This window comes from Leyella lascolaii, assembly GCF_900079775.1.
In the GTDB taxonomy this organism is placed as follows: Bacteria; Bacteroidota; Bacteroidia; order Bacteroidales; family Bacteroidaceae; genus Prevotella; species Prevotella lascolaii.
Genome location: NZ_LT556035.1, coordinates 121,043 through 138,359, shown reverse-complemented (window position 1 = coordinate 138,359; position 17,317 = coordinate 121,043). Strand labels below are relative to the sequence as shown.

General features: G+C 49.5%; 13 protein-coding genes. 3 read left to right on the top strand and 10 right to left on the bottom strand.

Annotated elements, in window-relative coordinates; all coding sequences use genetic code 11:
- Positions 1-256: 256 nt before the first annotated feature.
- The 9 genes from lpdA to thrA all read right to left on the bottom strand — a co-directional run bounded on the left by lpdA (position 257) and on the right by thrA (position 12,161).
- Positions 257-1,618: a dihydrolipoyl dehydrogenase gene (gene lpdA / locus BN4609_RS01765; protein ID WP_068855085.1), complete on the bottom strand. Its 1,362-nt coding sequence runs from the start codon at positions 1,616-1,618 to the stop codon at positions 257-259.
- Complete coding sequence (gene gcvPB / locus BN4609_RS01760) at positions 1,611-3,080, bottom strand: aminomethyl-transferring glycine dehydrogenase subunit GcvPB (RefSeq protein ID WP_068855084.1); 1,470 nt, start codon at positions 3,078-3,080, stop codon at positions 1,611-1,613. The genes lpdA and gcvPB overlap by 8 nt, the downstream gene beginning before the upstream one ends.
- Positions 3,077-4,405, bottom strand: coding sequence for an aminomethyl-transferring glycine dehydrogenase subunit GcvPA (gcvPA, locus tag BN4609_RS01755; protein ID WP_068855083.1), 1,329 nt, complete (start codon positions 4,403-4,405; stop codon positions 3,077-3,079). Before gcvPA ends, gcvPB begins: the two co-directional genes overlap by 4 nt.
- A gap of 73 nt (positions 4,406-4,478) precedes the next feature.
- The gene (gene gcvH, locus BN4609_RS01750) at positions 4,479-4,865 is read right to left on the bottom strand and encodes a glycine cleavage system protein GcvH (protein WP_068855082.1); all 387 of its coding nucleotides are present in this window, start codon (positions 4,863-4,865) and stop codon (positions 4,479-4,481) included.
- Between the two features lie 100 nt (positions 4,866-4,965).
- The gene (gene gcvT, locus BN4609_RS01745) at positions 4,966-6,057 is read right to left on the bottom strand and encodes a glycine cleavage system aminomethyltransferase GcvT (protein WP_068855081.1); all 1,092 of its coding nucleotides are present in this window, start codon (positions 6,055-6,057) and stop codon (positions 4,966-4,968) included.
- A 12-nt stretch (positions 6,058-6,069) separates the two neighbouring features.
- Positions 6,070-7,065 (bottom strand): lipoate--protein ligase, encoded by a 996-nt coding sequence (gene lplA / locus BN4609_RS01740; RefSeq protein ID WP_068855080.1) that lies wholly within the window; start codon positions 7,063-7,065, stop codon positions 6,070-6,072.
- 112 nt (positions 7,066-7,177) lie between these two features.
- A complete protein-coding gene (gene thrC, locus BN4609_RS01735) occupies positions 7,178-8,479 on the bottom strand; it encodes a threonine synthase (protein ID WP_068855079.1) in 1,302 nt (433 codons plus the stop codon).
- The gene (locus BN4609_RS01730; protein ID WP_068855078.1) at positions 8,476-9,720 is read right to left on the bottom strand and encodes a cofactor-independent phosphoglycerate mutase; all 1,245 of its coding nucleotides are present in this window, start codon (positions 9,718-9,720) and stop codon (positions 8,476-8,478) included. Before BN4609_RS01730 ends, thrC begins: the two co-directional genes overlap by 4 nt.
- 5 nt (positions 9,721-9,725) lie before the next feature.
- Positions 9,726-12,161: a bifunctional aspartate kinase/homoserine dehydrogenase I gene (gene thrA, locus BN4609_RS01725; RefSeq protein ID WP_068855077.1), complete on the bottom strand. Its 2,436-nt coding sequence runs from the start codon at positions 12,159-12,161 to the stop codon at positions 9,726-9,728.
- Positions 12,162-12,450: 289 nt separating this feature from the next.
- Here thrA and BN4609_RS01720 point away from each other — a divergent pair, with 289 nt between their 5' ends.
- The gene (locus tag BN4609_RS01720) at positions 12,451-14,028 is read left to right on the top strand and encodes an NAD(P)/FAD-dependent oxidoreductase (protein WP_068855076.1); all 1,578 of its coding nucleotides are present in this window, start codon (positions 12,451-12,453) and stop codon (positions 14,026-14,028) included.
- 83 nt (positions 14,029-14,111) lie between these two features.
- Here the strand turns inward: BN4609_RS01720 and BN4609_RS16370 are convergent, their stop codons facing one another.
- Positions 14,112-14,270: a hypothetical protein gene (locus tag BN4609_RS16370; RefSeq protein ID WP_164071547.1), complete on the bottom strand. Its 159-nt coding sequence runs from the start codon at positions 14,268-14,270 to the stop codon at positions 14,112-14,114.
- A gap of 91 nt (positions 14,271-14,361) precedes the next feature.
- Here BN4609_RS16370 and BN4609_RS01715 point away from each other — a divergent pair, with 91 nt between their 5' ends.
- On the top strand, positions 14,362-14,568 hold the full coding sequence (locus BN4609_RS01715) for a hypothetical protein (protein ID WP_068855075.1): 207 nt from the start codon (positions 14,362-14,364) through the stop codon (positions 14,566-14,568).
- 208 nt (positions 14,569-14,776) lie between these two features.
- The gene (gene pheT, locus BN4609_RS01710; protein ID WP_068855074.1) at positions 14,777-17,239 is read left to right on the top strand and encodes a phenylalanine--tRNA ligase subunit beta; all 2,463 of its coding nucleotides are present in this window, start codon (positions 14,777-14,779) and stop codon (positions 17,237-17,239) included.
- Positions 17,240-17,317 lie beyond the last annotated feature (78 nt).

The window sequence follows — 17,317 nt, the reverse complement described above, 5'->3', positions numbered from 1 at the left end:
GCACAATGAAAGCTTGCTTTCAGATTGTCGAGTGCAGCCTGTTTTATTTAAAAGCAGTGTCAACGAGCACAATGAAAGCTTGCTTTCAGATTGCCGAGTGCAGCCTGTTTTATTAAAAAATAAAAAACATTGGTAAGAAACAAATGTGTTTCTTTGATGAAATCAGAATCTGGGGACGTGAAAAAATGTCCGGCTGCAGCTACAGGCGTGTCATGTGCACGTCCTGTATCCGTAGCCGGACATATGTGAGTTACGGTCAGCCGAGACACATGTCGCAAAGTATCTCGGAGAGAGTGGGGTGGATGTGTATTATTTCAGCAAGGCGGCTGGTCGTGACACCAGCGTTCATAAGTGCCGTTATCTCCTGAACCATGTCGGAAGCGTGCGCTCCGAACATGTGACATCCTATTATCCTGCCGTCGGAATCGCTTATGAGTTTCACCATTCCGTCAGTCTCGTTCATGGCGAGAGCCTTTCCGTTTGACCTGAAGAAGCCCTTCTTGCATGTGTATTCCAGTCCGAGCTCTTTGCACCGGTCCTCGCTCAGTCCTACGGATGCGGCTTCAGGATTGGTGAATATAGCCGAAGGCATTATGTCCGGACGTATCCCGTCTGGTGTTCCGAGTATGTGGTTCACAACATGTATGCCTTGAAACGTGGCGGCATGGGCAAGCATGCACTTCCCGTTAACGTCGCCTATGGCATATATGTGAGGCACGTTGGTGGCGAAATCATCATCTGTATGTATGCCTTTGGAGTCGTACTCGATGCCTGCCTCCTCGAGTCCGAGGCCGTCGGTGTTTGCCGAGCGTCCCGTGGCTATGAGCACTGTGTCCGCCTCCACTTCAAGAGTTTTGCCCTTTTTGTCTGTTATCACGTTGAGGACCCGTGCTCCGCAGCTGTCTGTTTTCTCCTCTATCTCTTTCACGGCAGTCTGCATGTGGAAGGTCACTCCGCGCTTGCCTATTGTCTGGCGCAGACGTTTGGCTATGTCGCTGTCGAGTGTCGGAAGTGCCTCTTTCATAAACTCCACTACCGTAACCTCACTCCCGAAACTGCTGAAAGCTGAGGCGAACTCCATGCCTATCACTCCTGCGCCTACTATGCACAGACGTTTGGGAACGGAGGGGATGTCGAGCAGTTCGGTGGAAGTGACGACTCCTTGGAGCTGCGCGCCCTTTATCGGTGGAATCTTTGCGTGCGAGCCCGTGGCGATTATGATGTCACCGGCAGTGTATTCTTCCTCATCCGTGACCACAGTGTGTCCGGATGTCAGTTTGGCTTTCTTGTTGACAAACGTTATTCCCGGTGTCCTCATGATTGTCTCGACACCGTTGCGCAGCTGCGCTACTACAGAGTTCTTACGCTCCATTATCTTTCCGAAGTCGAGAGAGTAGCTCAGCGATTCGAGTCCTAAAGCGGATGCGTCGCGCAGAGTGTCTATAACCTCGGCGTTGCGGCACAGTGATTTTGTCGGTATACAGCCGCAGTTGAGACATGTTCCGCCTGCCTCTGCCGATTCAAATACAGTGACCGACAGTCCGCGTGCGGCGGCATAGCATGCCGAACGGTATCCGCCCGGACCGCTACCTATTATTATAAGATCAGTTTTAACCATTGTCCTGTGTATCTGAAATCATCTGCTTGTATGTCAGTATCGGATGTTTTGCAGCCAAGACATCATCAACACGCCCTATAGGAGTGTTGTGCGGGGCGGTCTTGACAATATCCGGCGTCTCCGCGGCTTCCCTTGCTATGCGGTGCATGACGTCGATGAAGCAGTCGAGCGTGTCGATACTCTCGTTCTCGGTCGGCTCTATCATCATTGCCTCATGGAAGAGAAGAGGGAAGTAGATGGTCGGTGCGTGGTATCCATAGTCGAGCAGACGTTTTGCCACATCCATTGTAGTTACGCCCGTGCTCTTGTCTTTAAGACCGTTGAACACAAATTCGTGTTTGCAGACTCCTGTGATAGGCAGTTCGTATGCGTCCTTGAGCGATTCCTTGATGTAGTTTGCGTTGAGTGTAGCGAGCGGTCCTACCATAGGCAGGTTCTCCTTGCCGAGCGACAGGATGTATGTGTATGCGCGCAGCATTGTTGCGAAGTTGCCGAGAAACTCTCCCACGCTGATGCCGGCATATTCTGTGTCCATTTTGTATTCAGAGCCGTCCTTAACCACTCTCGGACGTGGCAGGAACTGCTCGAGACCCTTGCCTACGCCCACAGGACCGGAGCCCGGACCGCCTCCTCCGTGAGGGGTGGAGAATGTCTTGTGAAGGTTTATGTGCATGACGTCGAATCCCATGTCACCCGGACGACATGCTCCAAGCATAGGATTGAGGTTGGCTCCGTCGTAATACATTAGTGCTCCGCACTCGTGTACGAGACGTGCTATCTCTGGAATATCGCTTTCGAACAGACCGAGGGTGTTGGGGTTGGTCATCATCATTGCAGCGATGGTGTCATCAAGATGTGTTTTCAGGTCGTCCACATCTACAAGTCCGTCTGGCGTGCTTTTCACTTCCACCACTTCCAGACCGCACACTGCGGCAGATGCGGGGTTGGTGCCGTGGGCTGAGTCGGGCACGAGAACCTTCGTGCGCTTATGGTCTTTGTTGTGCTGATGGTAGGCACGGATAATCATAAGACCTGTCAGCTCACCGTGTGCTCCGGCAAACGGATTGAGAGTGAACTCGCTCAGACCTGTTATGTCGGACAGTGCCTTCTGCATGTTGTAGTAAGCCTCAAGCGCGCCTTGGCATGTCTCTGCCGGCTGAAGCGGGTGGAGCGCGGCGAATCCGGGCATTGCGGCAGTCTCTTCATTGACTATCGGATTGTATTTCATTGTGCAGCTGCCCAGCGGATAGAATCCGTTGTTCACACCGAAATTGTTTTCGCTGTGGTTTGTGTAATGCCGCACCACTGTGAGCTCGTCGCATTGCGGAAGCTCCGCGTCGGTTTTTCTGCGTGCGCATAATGGCAATTCGTAATTGCCGAACGTGTTCTCAGGCAGCGAGTAACCTTTACGTCCTTCGTGTGACAACTCAAAAATCAGGTTTCCATATAGCTTGTTGTTCATAGTGTTGCCTCCTTTGCTGTTTTAACGAATGAGTCGATTTCTTCCTTTGTTCGTTTCTCCGTAACGGCAAACATCAGTGTGTCGTCGCTGACTTTTACGCCTCCGAGAAATCCGTTTTTTATGAAGTGCTTTTGCAGTTTGTCTATGTCACCGTCATATTTCACACAGAACTCATTGAAGAAAGGCTGGTCGTATGCAAGTGAGAAATGTCCTGTGGCGATGAGTTTCTCAAAGAGATAATGTGCTCCGGAGTAAGAAAGCTGTGCGGCTTCCTTCACTCCTTCCTTGCCCATAAGCGACATGTAGATTGTCACGAACAGTGCCATGAGGCTTTCGTTAGAGCATATGTTTGATGTGGCTTTCTGACGGCGGATGTGCTGTTCGCGTGCCTGAAGAGTGAGAACAAAGGCGCGCTGTCCGTTGCTGTCTACCGTTTTGCCGACTATCCTGCCCGGCATCTTGCGCATGAGCTTCTCTGTACAGCACATGTAACCTACTGAAGGACCGCCGAAACTCATCGGTATGCCGAGCGACTGACCGTCGCCTACGGCTATGTCCGCTCCCCATTCGCCCGGAGTCTTAAGCAGGGCAAGGTCAGCGGCGACACTGTTCATGATGAAAAGAGCCTTGCTGCTGTGGCATGACTCGGCGTATCCGGAATAGTCCTCTATTATTCCATAGTAATTAGGCTGTTGCACTACGACACCCGCAACGCCTCCTTCTGCCAGAAAGGCATCCATGTCTGCTTTGTCTGTAACGCCGTCCTTCTGGCTTATCATCTTTATTTCTATGCCGTGAAAGTGGGCATATGTGCGCACTACATTTAGTATTTTGGGGTCTATGGTCGATGAAACGAGCACCTTATCCGTCTTTTTGGTGGACGCTTTAGCCATCAGTACGGCTTCTGCGGTTGCGGTGCTGCCGTCATACATAGATGCGTTTGAGATATCCATTCCCGTGAGTTCTGCCATCATACTCTGATATTCGAATATATAATGCAGTGTTCCTTGCGACACTTCAGCCTGATAGGGAGTGTAGCTTGTCAGATATTCCGAACGGCTGATGATGCTTGGTATTACAGCCGGAGTGTAATGGTCGTATGAGCCGGCACCGGCAAACACTGTGAGCAACTTGTTCTTTTCGCACAGCTGTTTGAAATAGTTTCTGATTTCGATTTCGCTCTTGGCTTCATCGATATTATATTCGCCTTTGAACATGATGCTGTCTGGAACATCGGCGTAAAGCTCTTTCAGTGAGCTTATCCCGATTTTTTCCAGCATTGTGGCTATATCTTTTTCTGTATGTGGAAAATATTTGTATGCCATATTTTCTGATATTAGGGATGACTGAAAAAAAGAAATGCACTGGAGTTATTTCTTACAGTGCATTTCGGTTTGGTTAATCTTGTTTGTCGCATAATGCGCTGTAAGCCGCAGCGTCCATAAGGTTTTCAAGCTCGCTCTTGTCTGACAGGCTTATCTTTATTATCCAGTTGGCGAACGCGTCTTTGTTTATGAGTTCGGGATTGTCCTCCAGAGCCTCGTTAATCTCTACCACGGTACCTGATACCGGAGAAATCAGATCGCTGGCGGCTTTTACACTTTCCACCGCTCCGAAGTCCTCGCCGGCTTCCACTTCGTCGTCAACCTCAGGCATATCAACATAAACTATGTTGCCCAACGCGTGCTGCGCATAGTCTGTTATACCGATATAGCCATAATCGCCATCTACCTTAACATATTCGTGTGACTCTGCATAGTAAAGTCCTTCAATTACTTTTGACATATTGTTTTAAGTTTATTAATTTGTTATTACTTTATTGTTGTATCTCAGTTTACAATATACTACGGGATGCCCATAGTATCTTTACGATGTCGGTGACCGGTTATTTCTTGTAGTGTTTGTCGTAGAATCTCTTTCTTACAACTTTTCCCGCGAATGTCTTCTTGCGTATCTGTACAGAGACTTCGGTATCAAGCTTTGAGAACTCGGTGTCGATAAGAGCCATGCACACGCTTTTATCTGTAGAGATTGTGTGATAGCCGGTTGTCACGACACCTATTTCCTTGCCGTCATGAAGCACTGCGTAACCGTGGCGCGGTATGGCGCGGTCGTTCAGTTCTATGCCTACCAGTTTCCGGCTGACGCCTTCTGCCTTTTGTCTGGCTATGGCGTCTTTGCCTATGAACTCCTGTTTGTCAAGTTTGCAGAACATGCCCAGACCTGCCATTATCGGAGAGATGTTCTCTGAAAGCTCGTCGCCGTATAGAGGCAGACCCACCTCAAAGCGCAGAGTGTCACGACAACCGAGCCCGCATGGCTTGCATTTGCCGCTTTTCATGAGCATGTCCCATTGCTGGCGGATGAAGTTTTGACTTCCGTATATCTCAAATCCGTCCTCACCGGTATATCCTGTCCGGCTGACAATAATAGTTTCACCGTCTTTCTCTACTGTTTTTGCGGTATAGAAGACAAGTTCCTTGCACGGTATGCCAAGTACTGTCTCAACCACGTTCTCTGATTCCGGTCCCTGCACGGCAAGTTGTCCGTAATCGTCCGAAACGTTCTTTAATTCGATGTCAAAACCACTTGCGTTTTTTGTCATCCATTCAAAGTCCTTTTCTATATTTGCGGCATTTATCACAAGGAAGAAATCGTTTTCTCCCATTTTATATACGAGAAGGTCGTCCACTGTACCACCGTTTTCATACAACATCATGCCATAATATATCTGTCCTTTGGGAGCGTTGGCTATGTCGTTTGTGAAAATGTGGTTGACGTATTTCTCCGCATCGGGTCCTTTAACAACGACTTCACCCATGTGAGAGACGTCAAACACACCGCAATGGTTGCGTACTGCGTTATGCTCTTCAATGATCGTGGAATATTGTATAGGCATTTCAAATCCGCCGAACGGTTGCATCAGTGCTCCCATGGCTACATGTTTGTCATACAGACAGGTCTTTTTATTTTCCATGATTATATTGTTTTATGAGTTTAAGTTTTGTTCTTTAGATTGCAGTATGAGACTTATGAAATCCTCTTTTTCAAGATTATGGATGACATCGTTCAGCGTTTCGGGCAGTGCTTCAGATATTCTTGCTCTTTCAAGCGGTGTGTTCATCAGCGGTTTAATGATTTTTGCATCGATGTCTCCGGTAATGAAAAAGTCGCCCATCAGGTTTATCGACTTTATGATATCGTTTTTCATCTCAATGCGTATTTCCATATCCCCCACATTATCAATACGCCGTTTGCTGATGATGTTGTATTTCGGATTGTTGCCGTATATAAAATCGTGCGACAGATATTCCTGTTCCAGAGCCTTGATTTCCTCAATGTCTTTTTCTGTCAGAGTGATTTCCTCGTCACACAACTGCCTCTTCATGAATGCCTTGAAATCCTCAAGAGACAGGTCTATGTAGTTTTTCAGCAAAGTGATGTGCTGTCTAACGCTTTTGATACCCTTGCTTACGAGTTTCGCATCTGACGGTGTTATGCTGCCGACCATGTTCTGCATGTCTGTATCATAAAGCATAGTGCCGTGTACGATGTTGCGTCTTGGCGTATGATAAAATGCGTTTCCCGACACTTTACGCCCGTCTATCATTATGTCATTCCTCCCGCTTGCAGTGGCGTTCACACCGAGTTTGCGGAGCATGAGCACAATCATGTTTATGTATTTGTTGAATGTGAAGTTCACATTGTTCTCGTCTGTTATGTACGAAAGCATTACATTGCTCATGTCTGCATACACGCATCCGCCTCCGCTCTTGCGTCTGAACGTTCTGATATTGTGTGTTCTGCAGTATTCCAGATTCACTTCGTTCTCGATAAGTTGGTTCCGTCCGAATATGACAGTCGGGTACACCTGCCACATAAAAAAGTATTCCTTATCGTCAAACTTATTTGCGACATACTCTTCAGTGGCAAGATAGAAAGATAGTAATCGATTCTTGTCTTCTGGTATGTTTAAATATACCATATCAGTTGTTATTATGTTTCTGCAAATATAATAAATATTTATTTATCAAAACAAATAATCCGGAATATTTTGCATATCCGGATTATTGTTTGTCTACTATGTCTTTTCAATGTCATTTTCCCATCAGGAAAGCCTTGAAATCAGAAAAACTGTTTGTCATATTCACGCTTTCTTTTGTTCCTTTCATAAATTCGGCAAGTCTTGGAGGAATGTCTGTCTCCGCGTTTATGGCATTCTCGACAGTCTCTTTGAACTTTGCAGGATGAGCTGTCTCGCAGAACACTCCAGTCTCTCCGTCTTCCAGCATATCCTTGAGAGCCTGATAGCCGCACGCACCGTGCGGATCGAGCACATATCCGTTCTCGTTATAACAGCGTCTCATGGTATCCCTGATATGCTGGTCGCTGTAAGTGGCACCGCCAATCAGGGATTTTATCCTGTCGTAAGAGCCTTTATACAAATCGTATATGCGTGCGAAGTTGCTCGGGTCTCCCACATCCATGGCGTTTGCTATGGTCTGTTTGCTCGGCATCGGCTTGTATTCTCCGGTCTGTAGATATTTGAAGAATATGTCGTTTGCATTGTTGGCGGCAATGAATCTGTGTATTGGCAGACCCATCTCGTGACCGAACAGTGCTGCCGTGATGTTTCCGAAGTTTCCGCTCGGCACGCATACAACCAGTTTGTCTGCCTTTCCCAACTGTCTCATTCTCGCATATGCGTTGAAGTAATAGAACGACTGCGGCAGGAATCTTGCAACGTTTATCGAGTTGGCTGATGTAAGGTTCATGTGCCTGTTCAGCTCTTCGTCCATGAATGCAGACTTCACCAGCCGCTGGCAGTCGTCAAAGACACCGTCCACTTCAATTGCCGTGATGTTGTTCCCGAGTGTGGTGAACTGGCATTCCTGAATCTTGCTGACCTTCCCTTTGGGGTATAACACATATACATTTATACCGTCAACGCCAAGAAAACCGTTTGCGACAGCTGACCCTGTATCACCGCTTGTCGCCACAAGTACATTCACTTCTCTTTTGTTTTCTTTCTTTATGAAATACTGTAGAAGCCGTGCCATGAATCTTGCTCCTACATCCTTGAACGCAAGAGTGGGTCCGTGAAACAGTTCAAGAGAGTATATGCTGTCCGTCACTCTCACTACCGGACAGTCAAAAGAGAGCGTATCGCGCACTATTTCCTCAAGAGCCTCACGCTCAATGTCCTCTCCGAAGAATGCATCGGCAACTTTTATTGCTATTTCATGAAACGACATGTCCGCTATGTTGTCGTAAAACTCACGCGGAAGACGTTTTATTTTTTCCGGCATATACAGTCCGCGGTCTCCCGCCAGTCCTTTTACCACCGCTTCCTCAAGTGTCGCGAGGGGCGCTTTGCCGTTGGTGCTGTAATACATCATAGTTCCATAAATTTATTCATAAACTCTTCAAGCCGCAACAATCCGTAGCTGCCGCTGACACAACTCACTTCATCATAAGTCTCCACACCGTCCGGAGTGATGCCCGGATGCCATATAATAAAAGGTACCGGCTCTGCCACATGAATGCGCAACTCCACCGGTGTGGGATGGTCGGGAAGTATGGCTATGCATACAGGGGTGTCTGTCCAAGTGCTCACTTCCTCATAAACCGGTTTCACAATTCGTCTGTCAAGATTCTCTATTGTCTTCAGTTTCAGTTCCAGATCACCGTCGTGTCCAGCCTCATCGCTTGCTTCCACATGCAGATACACGAAGTCGTGCTGTCTCAACATGTCTATCGCAGCCTGCGCCTTGTTCTCGTAATTAGTGTCGGCAAGCCCTGTCATGCCCTCCACTGTCACCCGGTTGAGCCCTGCATAACGTCCTATACCTCTTATCAGGTCTACCGCTGAGATTACGTCGCCTTCCTTTATTTGCGGATACATCTGTTGCAGTGTGTCCATCTTGGGTCGGTATCCGCCGCTCCACGGCCATATGCTGTTGGCTGCGTCTTTCTGTTGTGCGGCACGCTCCTTGTTGAACGGGTGCTGCTCCAGAAGCTGCTGCGACTTCAATATAAGCGTGTTTATTATGTCGGCAGTCTGCTGTGCAGTCATTCTGTCACCGTCCCTGCGGTTTTCCCATCCGTGCTCAGGTCTTACCATCAGCTGCCTCCATTCTTCCTCCGGATGGTCGTGCGGAGGAGCGCATACAATGTGTTTGTTGCCACCTCTTATTATTAAAAGATGTCTGTATTGTATTCCTGTGATGAACTTTATATCCTCATTGCCGAGTTGTCTGTCAAGATATTTTATGAGAATATCGCTTTGCTCCGTGGTAAGATGCCCTCCGTGGTGGTTTTTTATTCTCCCGTCTGCCAGAGTGATGATGTTGCAACGCATTGCCATATCGTCTGCCCTCATGTCATATCCTATTGACGCAGCCTCGAGAGGTCCGCGTCCCTCGTACACCTCATTGAGGTCATAGCCGAGAATAGCCGTGTTAGCCACCTCGCTGCCCGGCTGGAATCCCTCCGGGATTGTTATGAGACGACCGGTGCGTCCGTTCTTTGCCAGCATGTCCATATACGGAGTGTCGGCATACTGTAAAAGAGTCTTTCCGCCAAGACGTTCAACCGGATGGTCTGCCATACCGTCTCCTAATATTATAATGTGTTTCATAGTCGTCAGATGTTAGCTATAGACATGATGTTTGCGAACACTCCTGCTGCGGTCACGCTTGCTCCCGCTCCATATCCTTGTATGAGCATAGGATATTCCTTATACCGTTCTGTTGTGAGCAGGACGATGTTGTTGCTGCCCTCAAGATTGTAGAACGGATGGTTGCGGTCCACTTCCTTCAGGCTGACGTTGGTCTTTCCGTGATCCATTGTCGCCACAAAGCGCCAGTGCCGTCCTTCTTCCTCGAGTTTCTTGCGGTGTTCCTCAAACTCCGTGTCAAGCATCGGCAGTCTTTCCCAGAAATCCTCCACCGAGCCATTGAAGTAAGAAGACGGAATGAACAGATTCTTCTCCACATCGTCCTGTTCCACCCTGTATCCTGCCTCACGTGCAAGAATCACGAGCTTTCTTATAACATCGGTGCCGCTCAGGTCTATACGCGGGTCAGGCTCGCTGTAGCCCTGTTCCTTTGCCCTTCGCACCGTTTCGGAGAACGGTACGTCGGCTGCAATCTCGTTGAATATGAAATTGAGAGTGCCGCTCAGCACTGCCTCTATCTTCAATATTTTATCTCCGGAGTTTATAAGGTCGTTTATTGTTCCGATGATAGGCAGTCCTGCACCCACGTTTGTCTCGAAAAGGAACTTCACGCCACGTGCCAGAGCCGTCCTCTTCAGTTTTATATAACTCTGGTAGTCTGACGAGGCGGCTATCTTGTTTGCAGCCACCACCGATACGTTGTGTTCGAGCAGGAGCTGGTAGAACGACGCCACCTCTTTGCTTGCCGTACAGTCCACAAACACGCTGTTGAATATATTCATGCCTATGACTTCCTTCAGCAGTTGCGAGTTGTTGCTGTCTTTAGCCCTGTAAAGTTCGTCACGGTAAGTGTCAAGATTGATTCCGTCGCGGTTGAATATTGCTTTCTTGGAGCTTGCTATGCCCACAACGTTCAGTTTGAGTCCCCGGTCTGTCTTCAGTTTCTCATACTGGTCTCTTATCTGTTCTATCAGTTTGCCTCCTACGGTGCCCACACCGCATATGAAAAGGTTGAGCACCTTGTACTCGGAAAGGAAGAAAGAGTCGTGTATCACGTTGAGTGCCTTTCGCAGGAACCGTCCGTCTACCACGAAAGAAATGTTTGTCTCCGACGCTCCCTGTGCGCATGCTATCACGCTGATGCCGCTTCGTCCGAGCGTTCCGAACAGTTTTCCGGCAATGCCCGGAGTGTGTTTCATGTTTTCCCCGACCACTGCTATTGTCGCCAGACCGCTCTCCGCGTGCATCGGAAACATCGCTCCGGTCTCAATCTCCTTGGCAAATTCCCTGTCGAGCACGCTTACCGCCGACCGTGCGTCTTCGTCTCTCACACCTATGGACGTGGAGTTCTCCGACGACGCCTGTGACACCATGAACACGCTTATGCCGTTGTCGGCGAGCGCGGTGAATATTCTCCGGTTCACACCAATGACTCCCACCATTGACAAACCGGTCACAGTGATGAGTGTGGTTCCGCTGATGCTCGATATTCCTTTTATCGGTTTGCTGTCGTTGGCAATCTTGTTCTTTATTGTAGTCCCCTCGCTTGACGGGTTGAATGTGTTCTTTACTTTTATCGGTATGTTTCTTACGCACACCGGATATATTGTCGGCGGATATATCACTTTGGCACCGAAGTTGCACAGCTCCATGGCTTCTATATAGCTCAGCTCGTTTATGGTGTATGCTGTTTTTATCACTCTCGGGTCGGCGGTCATGAATCCGTCCACGTCGGTCCATATCTCCAGAATCGATGCGTCGAGCGCGGCGGCGATGATGGCTGCGGTGTAGTCGCTTCCGCCCCTGCCGAGATTGGTTGTCTCTCCCGACGACTTGTCGCGGCTGATGAATCCCGGTACGAGCGATATGCGCGGCAGGTCGTGGAACGCCTTGCGCACAAGTCTCGCCGTGACCTCGCTGTCCAGCGTGTGCTTTCCGTTTTTACGTTCGGTCATTATGAAGTCTCTCGCGTCAAACCATCTGGCTTTGCTTATCAGCGTCGCAACTATATTGGAACTCAGACGCTCCCCGTAGCTTACGATGGCATCAAGGGTTTTCTCGCTCAGATCGTGAATGAGGAACACTCCGTAGTATATGCTGCGCAGCTGTTCGAACATCCCGTCCACGGTGTTGAATAAGTCTTCGCGTTTTTTGGTGTCGGTGATGATGGTGTCAATCATCTTGTGATGGCGGTCTACCATTGCCTCAAACTCGTTCCGCCATCCCTCGTCGCCCTGCAGCGCGAGTCTTGCCGTCACAATAAGCTTGTCTGTTATTCCGCCGAGAGCGCTTACAACTACTATCACCGGCTGGCTTTCGGCTTCTTTCTCTACAATGCGTTTAAGGCTCAGAATGCTTTTTACGGAACCTACAGATGTTCCGCCAAACTTCAATACTTTCATTTTCCTGTAAATTGATTTTATGCCACTGAACAAAAGTGGAGTTCGTGAATAACTTTGTTAAGGAAGCGGTACATGCCTTACGCCACCCGTTTCATTGCTCTCGATACAAAGGAGAGCCGGTCTGCGGATTTCTCGTCCGACGTGTATTTTCCGAAATGTGATTATGTCACACAATGCTGGCAAAGTTAAAAATAATTATAAATATCACCAACGAAATTAGACAATAATTGATTATTTTTGCAGGATTAATGACATCATAAAAGTCAAACTTAACATTATCAGCATACATATGACACATGAATTCCAGATACGTGTGCTGCCGCAGCAGGCAGCATCGGAACAGACAATAAAGGACTATATAGCCCGCGACCGGGGCATCGACATACGCACCATATACGGAGTGCGGGTCTTGCGCAGGAGCATTGACGCGCGGCAGCGCACAGTGTATGTCAATCTGACGGTGCGCGTGTATGTCAACGAGATGCCTCAGGACGACGTGTACAGGCACACCGAATACCGCGATGTGTCGGGGCGTCCGCAGGTGATTGTGGTGGGGGAGGGACCGGGAGGACTGTTCGCCTCGCTCAGACTGATAGAATTAGGATTGCGCCCTGTGGTGATAGAGCGCGGAAAGAATGTGCGCGAGCGCAAGACAGACCTCTCGCTCATCACCAGAACGCATAAGGTGGACGGTGAGAGCAACTATTGTTTCGGTGAGGGAGGTGCCGGAGCCTACTCCGACGGAAAGCTTTATACACGCTCGAAGAAACGTGGCAACACAGAGAAGATTCTCAACGTGTTCTGCCAGCATGGAGCTTCGCCGTCGATACTCGCGGACGCTCATCCGCACATAGGCACCGACAAGCTGCCGCGAGTGATAGAGAACATGCGCAACACCATACTCGGATGTGGTGGAGAAGTGCACTTCAGCACAAAGATGACCGGTCTTCTCGTAAGCGGTGACACAGTGGACGGGATTGAGGCTGTAGACCTGACTACAGGCAGAGAGCTCACTTTCCGCGGTCCGGTGATTCTTGCCACGGGTCACTCCGCGCGCGATGTCTACCGCTATCTCGACCGGACAGGCATAGAGATGGAGCCGAAGGGCTTAGCCGTAGGGGTGCGTCTGGAGCATCCTGCGGCACTTATAGACCGCATACAGTATCACAATAAGAACGGTCGGGGAAAGTATCTGCCGGCTGCCGAGTACAGTTTCGTCACACAGGTTGACGGTCGTGGTGTGTATTCGTTCTGTATGTGTCCGGGCGGATTTGTCATTCCTGCCGCCACGGGTCCGCAACAGATTGTTGTAAACGGCATGAGTCCGAGCAACCGGGGCACACAGTGGTCTAACAGCGGAATGGTGGTGGAGACTCGTCCTGAGGATGTCGAGGGCTACGGACGGCTGAAGATGATGCTCTTTCAGGAAGAACTGGAGCGCGTGTGCTGGCAGCAGGGCAACATGAGGCAGACGGCTCCGTCGCAGCGCATGGCAGACTTTGTTGGTGGACGGCTGTCTTACGATCTGCCTAAAAGCAGTTATGCTCCGGGGCTTATATCCTCACCTCTACATTTCTGGCTGCCGCCTCATGTTGGCAGACGTCTGCAGGAAGGATTCAGAAAGTTCGGACAGACAAGCCACGGTTTCCTCACCAACGATGCGGTGCTCATAGCCGTGGAGACCCGTACGTCGTCACCGGTGCGCATACTCCGGTCTGCCGACACACTGCAGCATGTCAGACTGAAAGGTCTTTTCCCCTGCGGTGAGGGGGCAGGGTATGCAGGAGGCATCGTGTCGGCGGGTGTGGACGGTGAGCGTTGCGCCGACATGTGCGCCTCGTATGTGGGCAGCACGGTTGCCGGATGATGTACGTATGCCGGACTGAATCACTATTCCGGACTGGCATATGGCTTTTGCATGGATGGCGCAAGCCGGTCTTCAGACATTTATCAGAAGGCGGGCTTGCGCTGTTTGTTTATGACTTGCAGTGTAAGGGAGAAGCCGGGAAGCGACATGCGTAAACGTCTGATGATGCCGGTTGTGGGTCTTGAGTTGTCGTATACGGTGCATGCAGGGGCTGTAAGTGTCGGTAGAAAATGAATATTCATACGTTTCTGACGGTAAAATAATTTGACAAAATAAAATCGGAAAATAGAAACCGTAACTCCAGAAAGATGTATAAATGGCGCATGAAAATACATGTTGCGTGCCGACAGTACTCACCGTCGCGTGCCGGACGGGCTCTTTGGCGGTGCCGGAAGCGTGTTTCCGTGTGATGACAACGGCTCTCCCATGATGCGGAAAAGCCTTTTCCACACCCCGAAAGAGGCTTTCCAGCAAGACGTGAAGAGCCGTGCAGAACCGTGGCTCGTGCTTATCGCGCTGATGTCCAGTGCATTGCGCTGATGCCGCCATAATCGGAGTATTTGCGTAAAAATATTATTCTGCGGCAAATAACGCGCTTATCTGAAGTCTTGTTCACTCTGCACCGTATATTCTTACAGGTGTTTTTGTATAAATATACAGCGTTGCTTTTTTATAAACATTATTTTGTTCAACTGCCTGAAATTTATTAATTTTGCGTCGAATTTGAGTATACTTAAAAATCATTATAATGAATATTTCTTACAAATGGCTTAAAGAATACGTCGATTTTGACCTTTCTCCGCAGCAGACAGCGGATGCTCTGACATCCTGCGGACTCGAAGTCGATGCTCTGGAAGAAGTACAGACCATAAAGGGAGGACTGAAAGGACTGTATGTGGGCAAGGTTCTCACATGCGAGATGCATCCCAATTCGGACCACCTTCACGTGACTACGGTGGACCTTGGACGTGAGACGCCGCAGCAGATAGTGTGCGGCGCGCCTAACGTTGCAGCCGGTCAGAAGGTGATAGTTGCCGATTTGGGCTGCGTGCTCTATGACGGCGACAAGGAATTCGTCATCAAGAAGTCGAAGCTGAGAGGAGTGGAGAGCAACGGCATGATATGCGCCGAGGACGAGATAGGTGTCGGCACAAGCCATGACGGCATCATTGTCCTGCCTGAAGACGCCCCTGTGGGACAGCCCGCCGCCGAATATTATAATCTGGAGAGCGACTGGATAATAGAAATAGACATTACCGCCAACCGTGCCGACGCGCTCAGTCACTGGGGTGTGGCACGCGACCTGTATGCGTGGCTCGTACAGAACGGGCACAAGACTGCGCTCCACCGTCCTGACTGCAGCGCATTCTCGGTTGACGACAACTCCATGCCTATTGAGGTGGAGATAGAGAACACAGAGGCGTGCAAGCGTTATGCGTGTGTGAGCATCACCGGATGTGAGGTGAAGGAGAGTCCGGAGTGGCTGCAGAACAAACTGAAAGTGATAGGTCTGCGACCGATAAACAACATCGTGGACATAACAAATTATATAATGATGGCATACGGACAGCCGATGCACTGTTTCGATGCCGACATGGTGAAGGGACACAGGATTGTTGTGCGCACGCAGCCGGAAGGTACTAAATTCGTGACTCTCGACGGAGAGGAGCACACCCTTGGAGAACACGACCTGAGCATATGCAACGCCGAGGAGCCTATGTGCATAGCCGGAATATTCGGAGGAAAGGGAAGCGGAACATACGACACTACACGCAATGTGGTGCTTGAGAGTGCTTATTTCCATCCTACATGGATAAGGAAAAGCGCGCGCCGCCACGGTCTGAGCACCGACTCGAGCTACCGTTTTGAGCGTGGCATAGACCCCAACGGTGTGATTTACGCTCTTAAACAGGCAGCCATACTCTGCCGCGAACTGGCAGGAGGAAAGGTGAGCATGGAGATAAAGGACGTATATCCCACACTTGTGCCTGACTCAAAGGTGACACTTGAATACAGCTACGTGGACAACCTCATTGGCAAGAAAATAGGCAAGGACACGATAAAGAGCATCGTGAAGAGCCTTGACATGACAATAGACGGAGAGAGCGACACTGCTCTTGAGCTTACGGTACCGGCATACAGGGTTGACGTGCAGCGTCCTTGCGACGTGGTGGAGGACATCCTGAGAATATACGGATATAATAATGTGGAGATTCCCACGCAGCTCAAGAGCTCGCTTACGAATATAGGCGAGGCTGACCATGACCATCGTCTGCAGGACATTGTGAGTGAGCAGCTTGTGGGATGCGGCTTCAACGAGATAATGAACAACTCGTTCTCGAAGGCAGCATACTATACGGACCTTAACTGCTATCCTGACGCAAACACCGTGAAACTTATGAATCCGCTGAGCAGCGACCTCAACGTGATGCGTCAGACTCTGCTGTTCGGAGGACTTGAAAGCATCTGCCGCAACATCAATCATAAGAGTCCGAACCTCCGTTTCTTCGAATTTGGAAACTGCTACCACTACAACCCGGAGAGAAAAGATGCCGAAAACCCGATAAAGGCATACTCCGAGGAGATGCATATGGGTCTGTGGCTGACAGGCAAGAGGGTGGAAGGTTCATGGGCTCATGTGGACGAGAAGTCGTCGTTCTATGAGCTGAAGGCTTACGTGACGAACGTGTTCCGCCGCGTAGGACTTGCTCCGCAGATGTATACCGTTGAGAATGGCGACAACAACATCTATGCGAAGTCACTCCGAATAAAGGCACGCAACGGTAAGCTGCTGGCTGAAATGGGAGTAGTGAGCGGCAGGATGCTTAAGGCGACAGGCATAAGTGCCGAGGTTTTCTATGCGGAGATAATGTGGGGAAATGTGATGAAGGCAGTGCGCAAGAACACTGTGCTCTATCATGAGATAAGCCGTTATCCGGCTGTAAGCCGCGACCTTGCCCTGCTCGTGGACAAGAGTGTGGAGTTCGCTGCCATAGAGGCGATTGCGGCGCAGACCGAGAAGAAGCTTCTGAAGAGTGTGGAGCTCTTCGATGTCTATGAAGGCAAGAACCTGCCGGAGGGCAAGAAGAGCTATGCGGTGAACTTCATCCTGCAGGACGAAAGCAAGACTCTTAACGACAAACAGATAGAAAACGTGATGAACAGACTCATCACAAACCTCAAGACGAAACTGGGTGCCGAACTGAGATAAAGCATAAACATCAATAACAAATAATAAAAACGATACTCATCGTGCGGCGCAGTGTGTTTTGAGAACATGCCCTCCGAT

Coding starts and splice junctions, on each gene's coding strand:
- lplA (WP_068855080.1), bottom strand. CDS start 7,065: ATGGTATATTTAAACATACCAGAAGACAAGAATCGATTACTATCTTTC.
- lpdA (WP_068855085.1), bottom strand. CDS start 1,618: ATGGTTAAAACTGATCTTATAATAATAGGTAGCGGTCCGGGCGGATAC.
- pheT (WP_068855074.1), top strand. CDS start 14,777: ATGAATATTTCTTACAAATGGCTTAAAGAATACGTCGATTTTGACCTT.
- gcvH (WP_068855082.1), bottom strand. CDS start 4,865: ATGTCAAAAGTAATTGAAGGACTTTACTATGCAGAGTCACACGAATAT.
- BN4609_RS01730 (WP_068855078.1), bottom strand. CDS start 9,720: ATGAAACACATTATAATATTAGGAGACGGTATGGCAGACCATCCGGTT.
- gcvPA (WP_068855083.1), bottom strand. CDS start 4,405: ATGGCATACAAATATTTTCCACATACAGAAAAAGATATAGCCACAATG.
- BN4609_RS01720 (WP_068855076.1), top strand. CDS start 12,451: ATGACACATGAATTCCAGATACGTGTGCTGCCGCAGCAGGCAGCATCG.
- thrC (WP_068855079.1), bottom strand. CDS start 8,479: ATGATGTATTACAGCACCAACGGCAAAGCGCCCCTCGCGACACTTGAG.
- thrA (WP_068855077.1), bottom strand. CDS start 12,161: ATGAAAGTATTGAAGTTTGGCGGAACATCTGTAGGTTCCGTAAAAAGC.
- gcvT (WP_068855081.1), bottom strand. CDS start 6,057: ATGGAAAATAAAAAGACCTGTCTGTATGACAAACATGTAGCCATGGGA.
- BN4609_RS01715 (WP_068855075.1), top strand. CDS start 14,362: ATGTTGCGTGCCGACAGTACTCACCGTCGCGTGCCGGACGGGCTCTTT.
- gcvPB (WP_068855084.1), bottom strand. CDS start 3,080: ATGAACAACAAGCTATATGGAAACCTGATTTTTGAGTTGTCACACGAA.
- BN4609_RS16370 (WP_164071547.1), bottom strand. CDS start 14,270: ATGAATATTCATTTTCTACCGACACTTACAGCCCCTGCATGCACCGTA.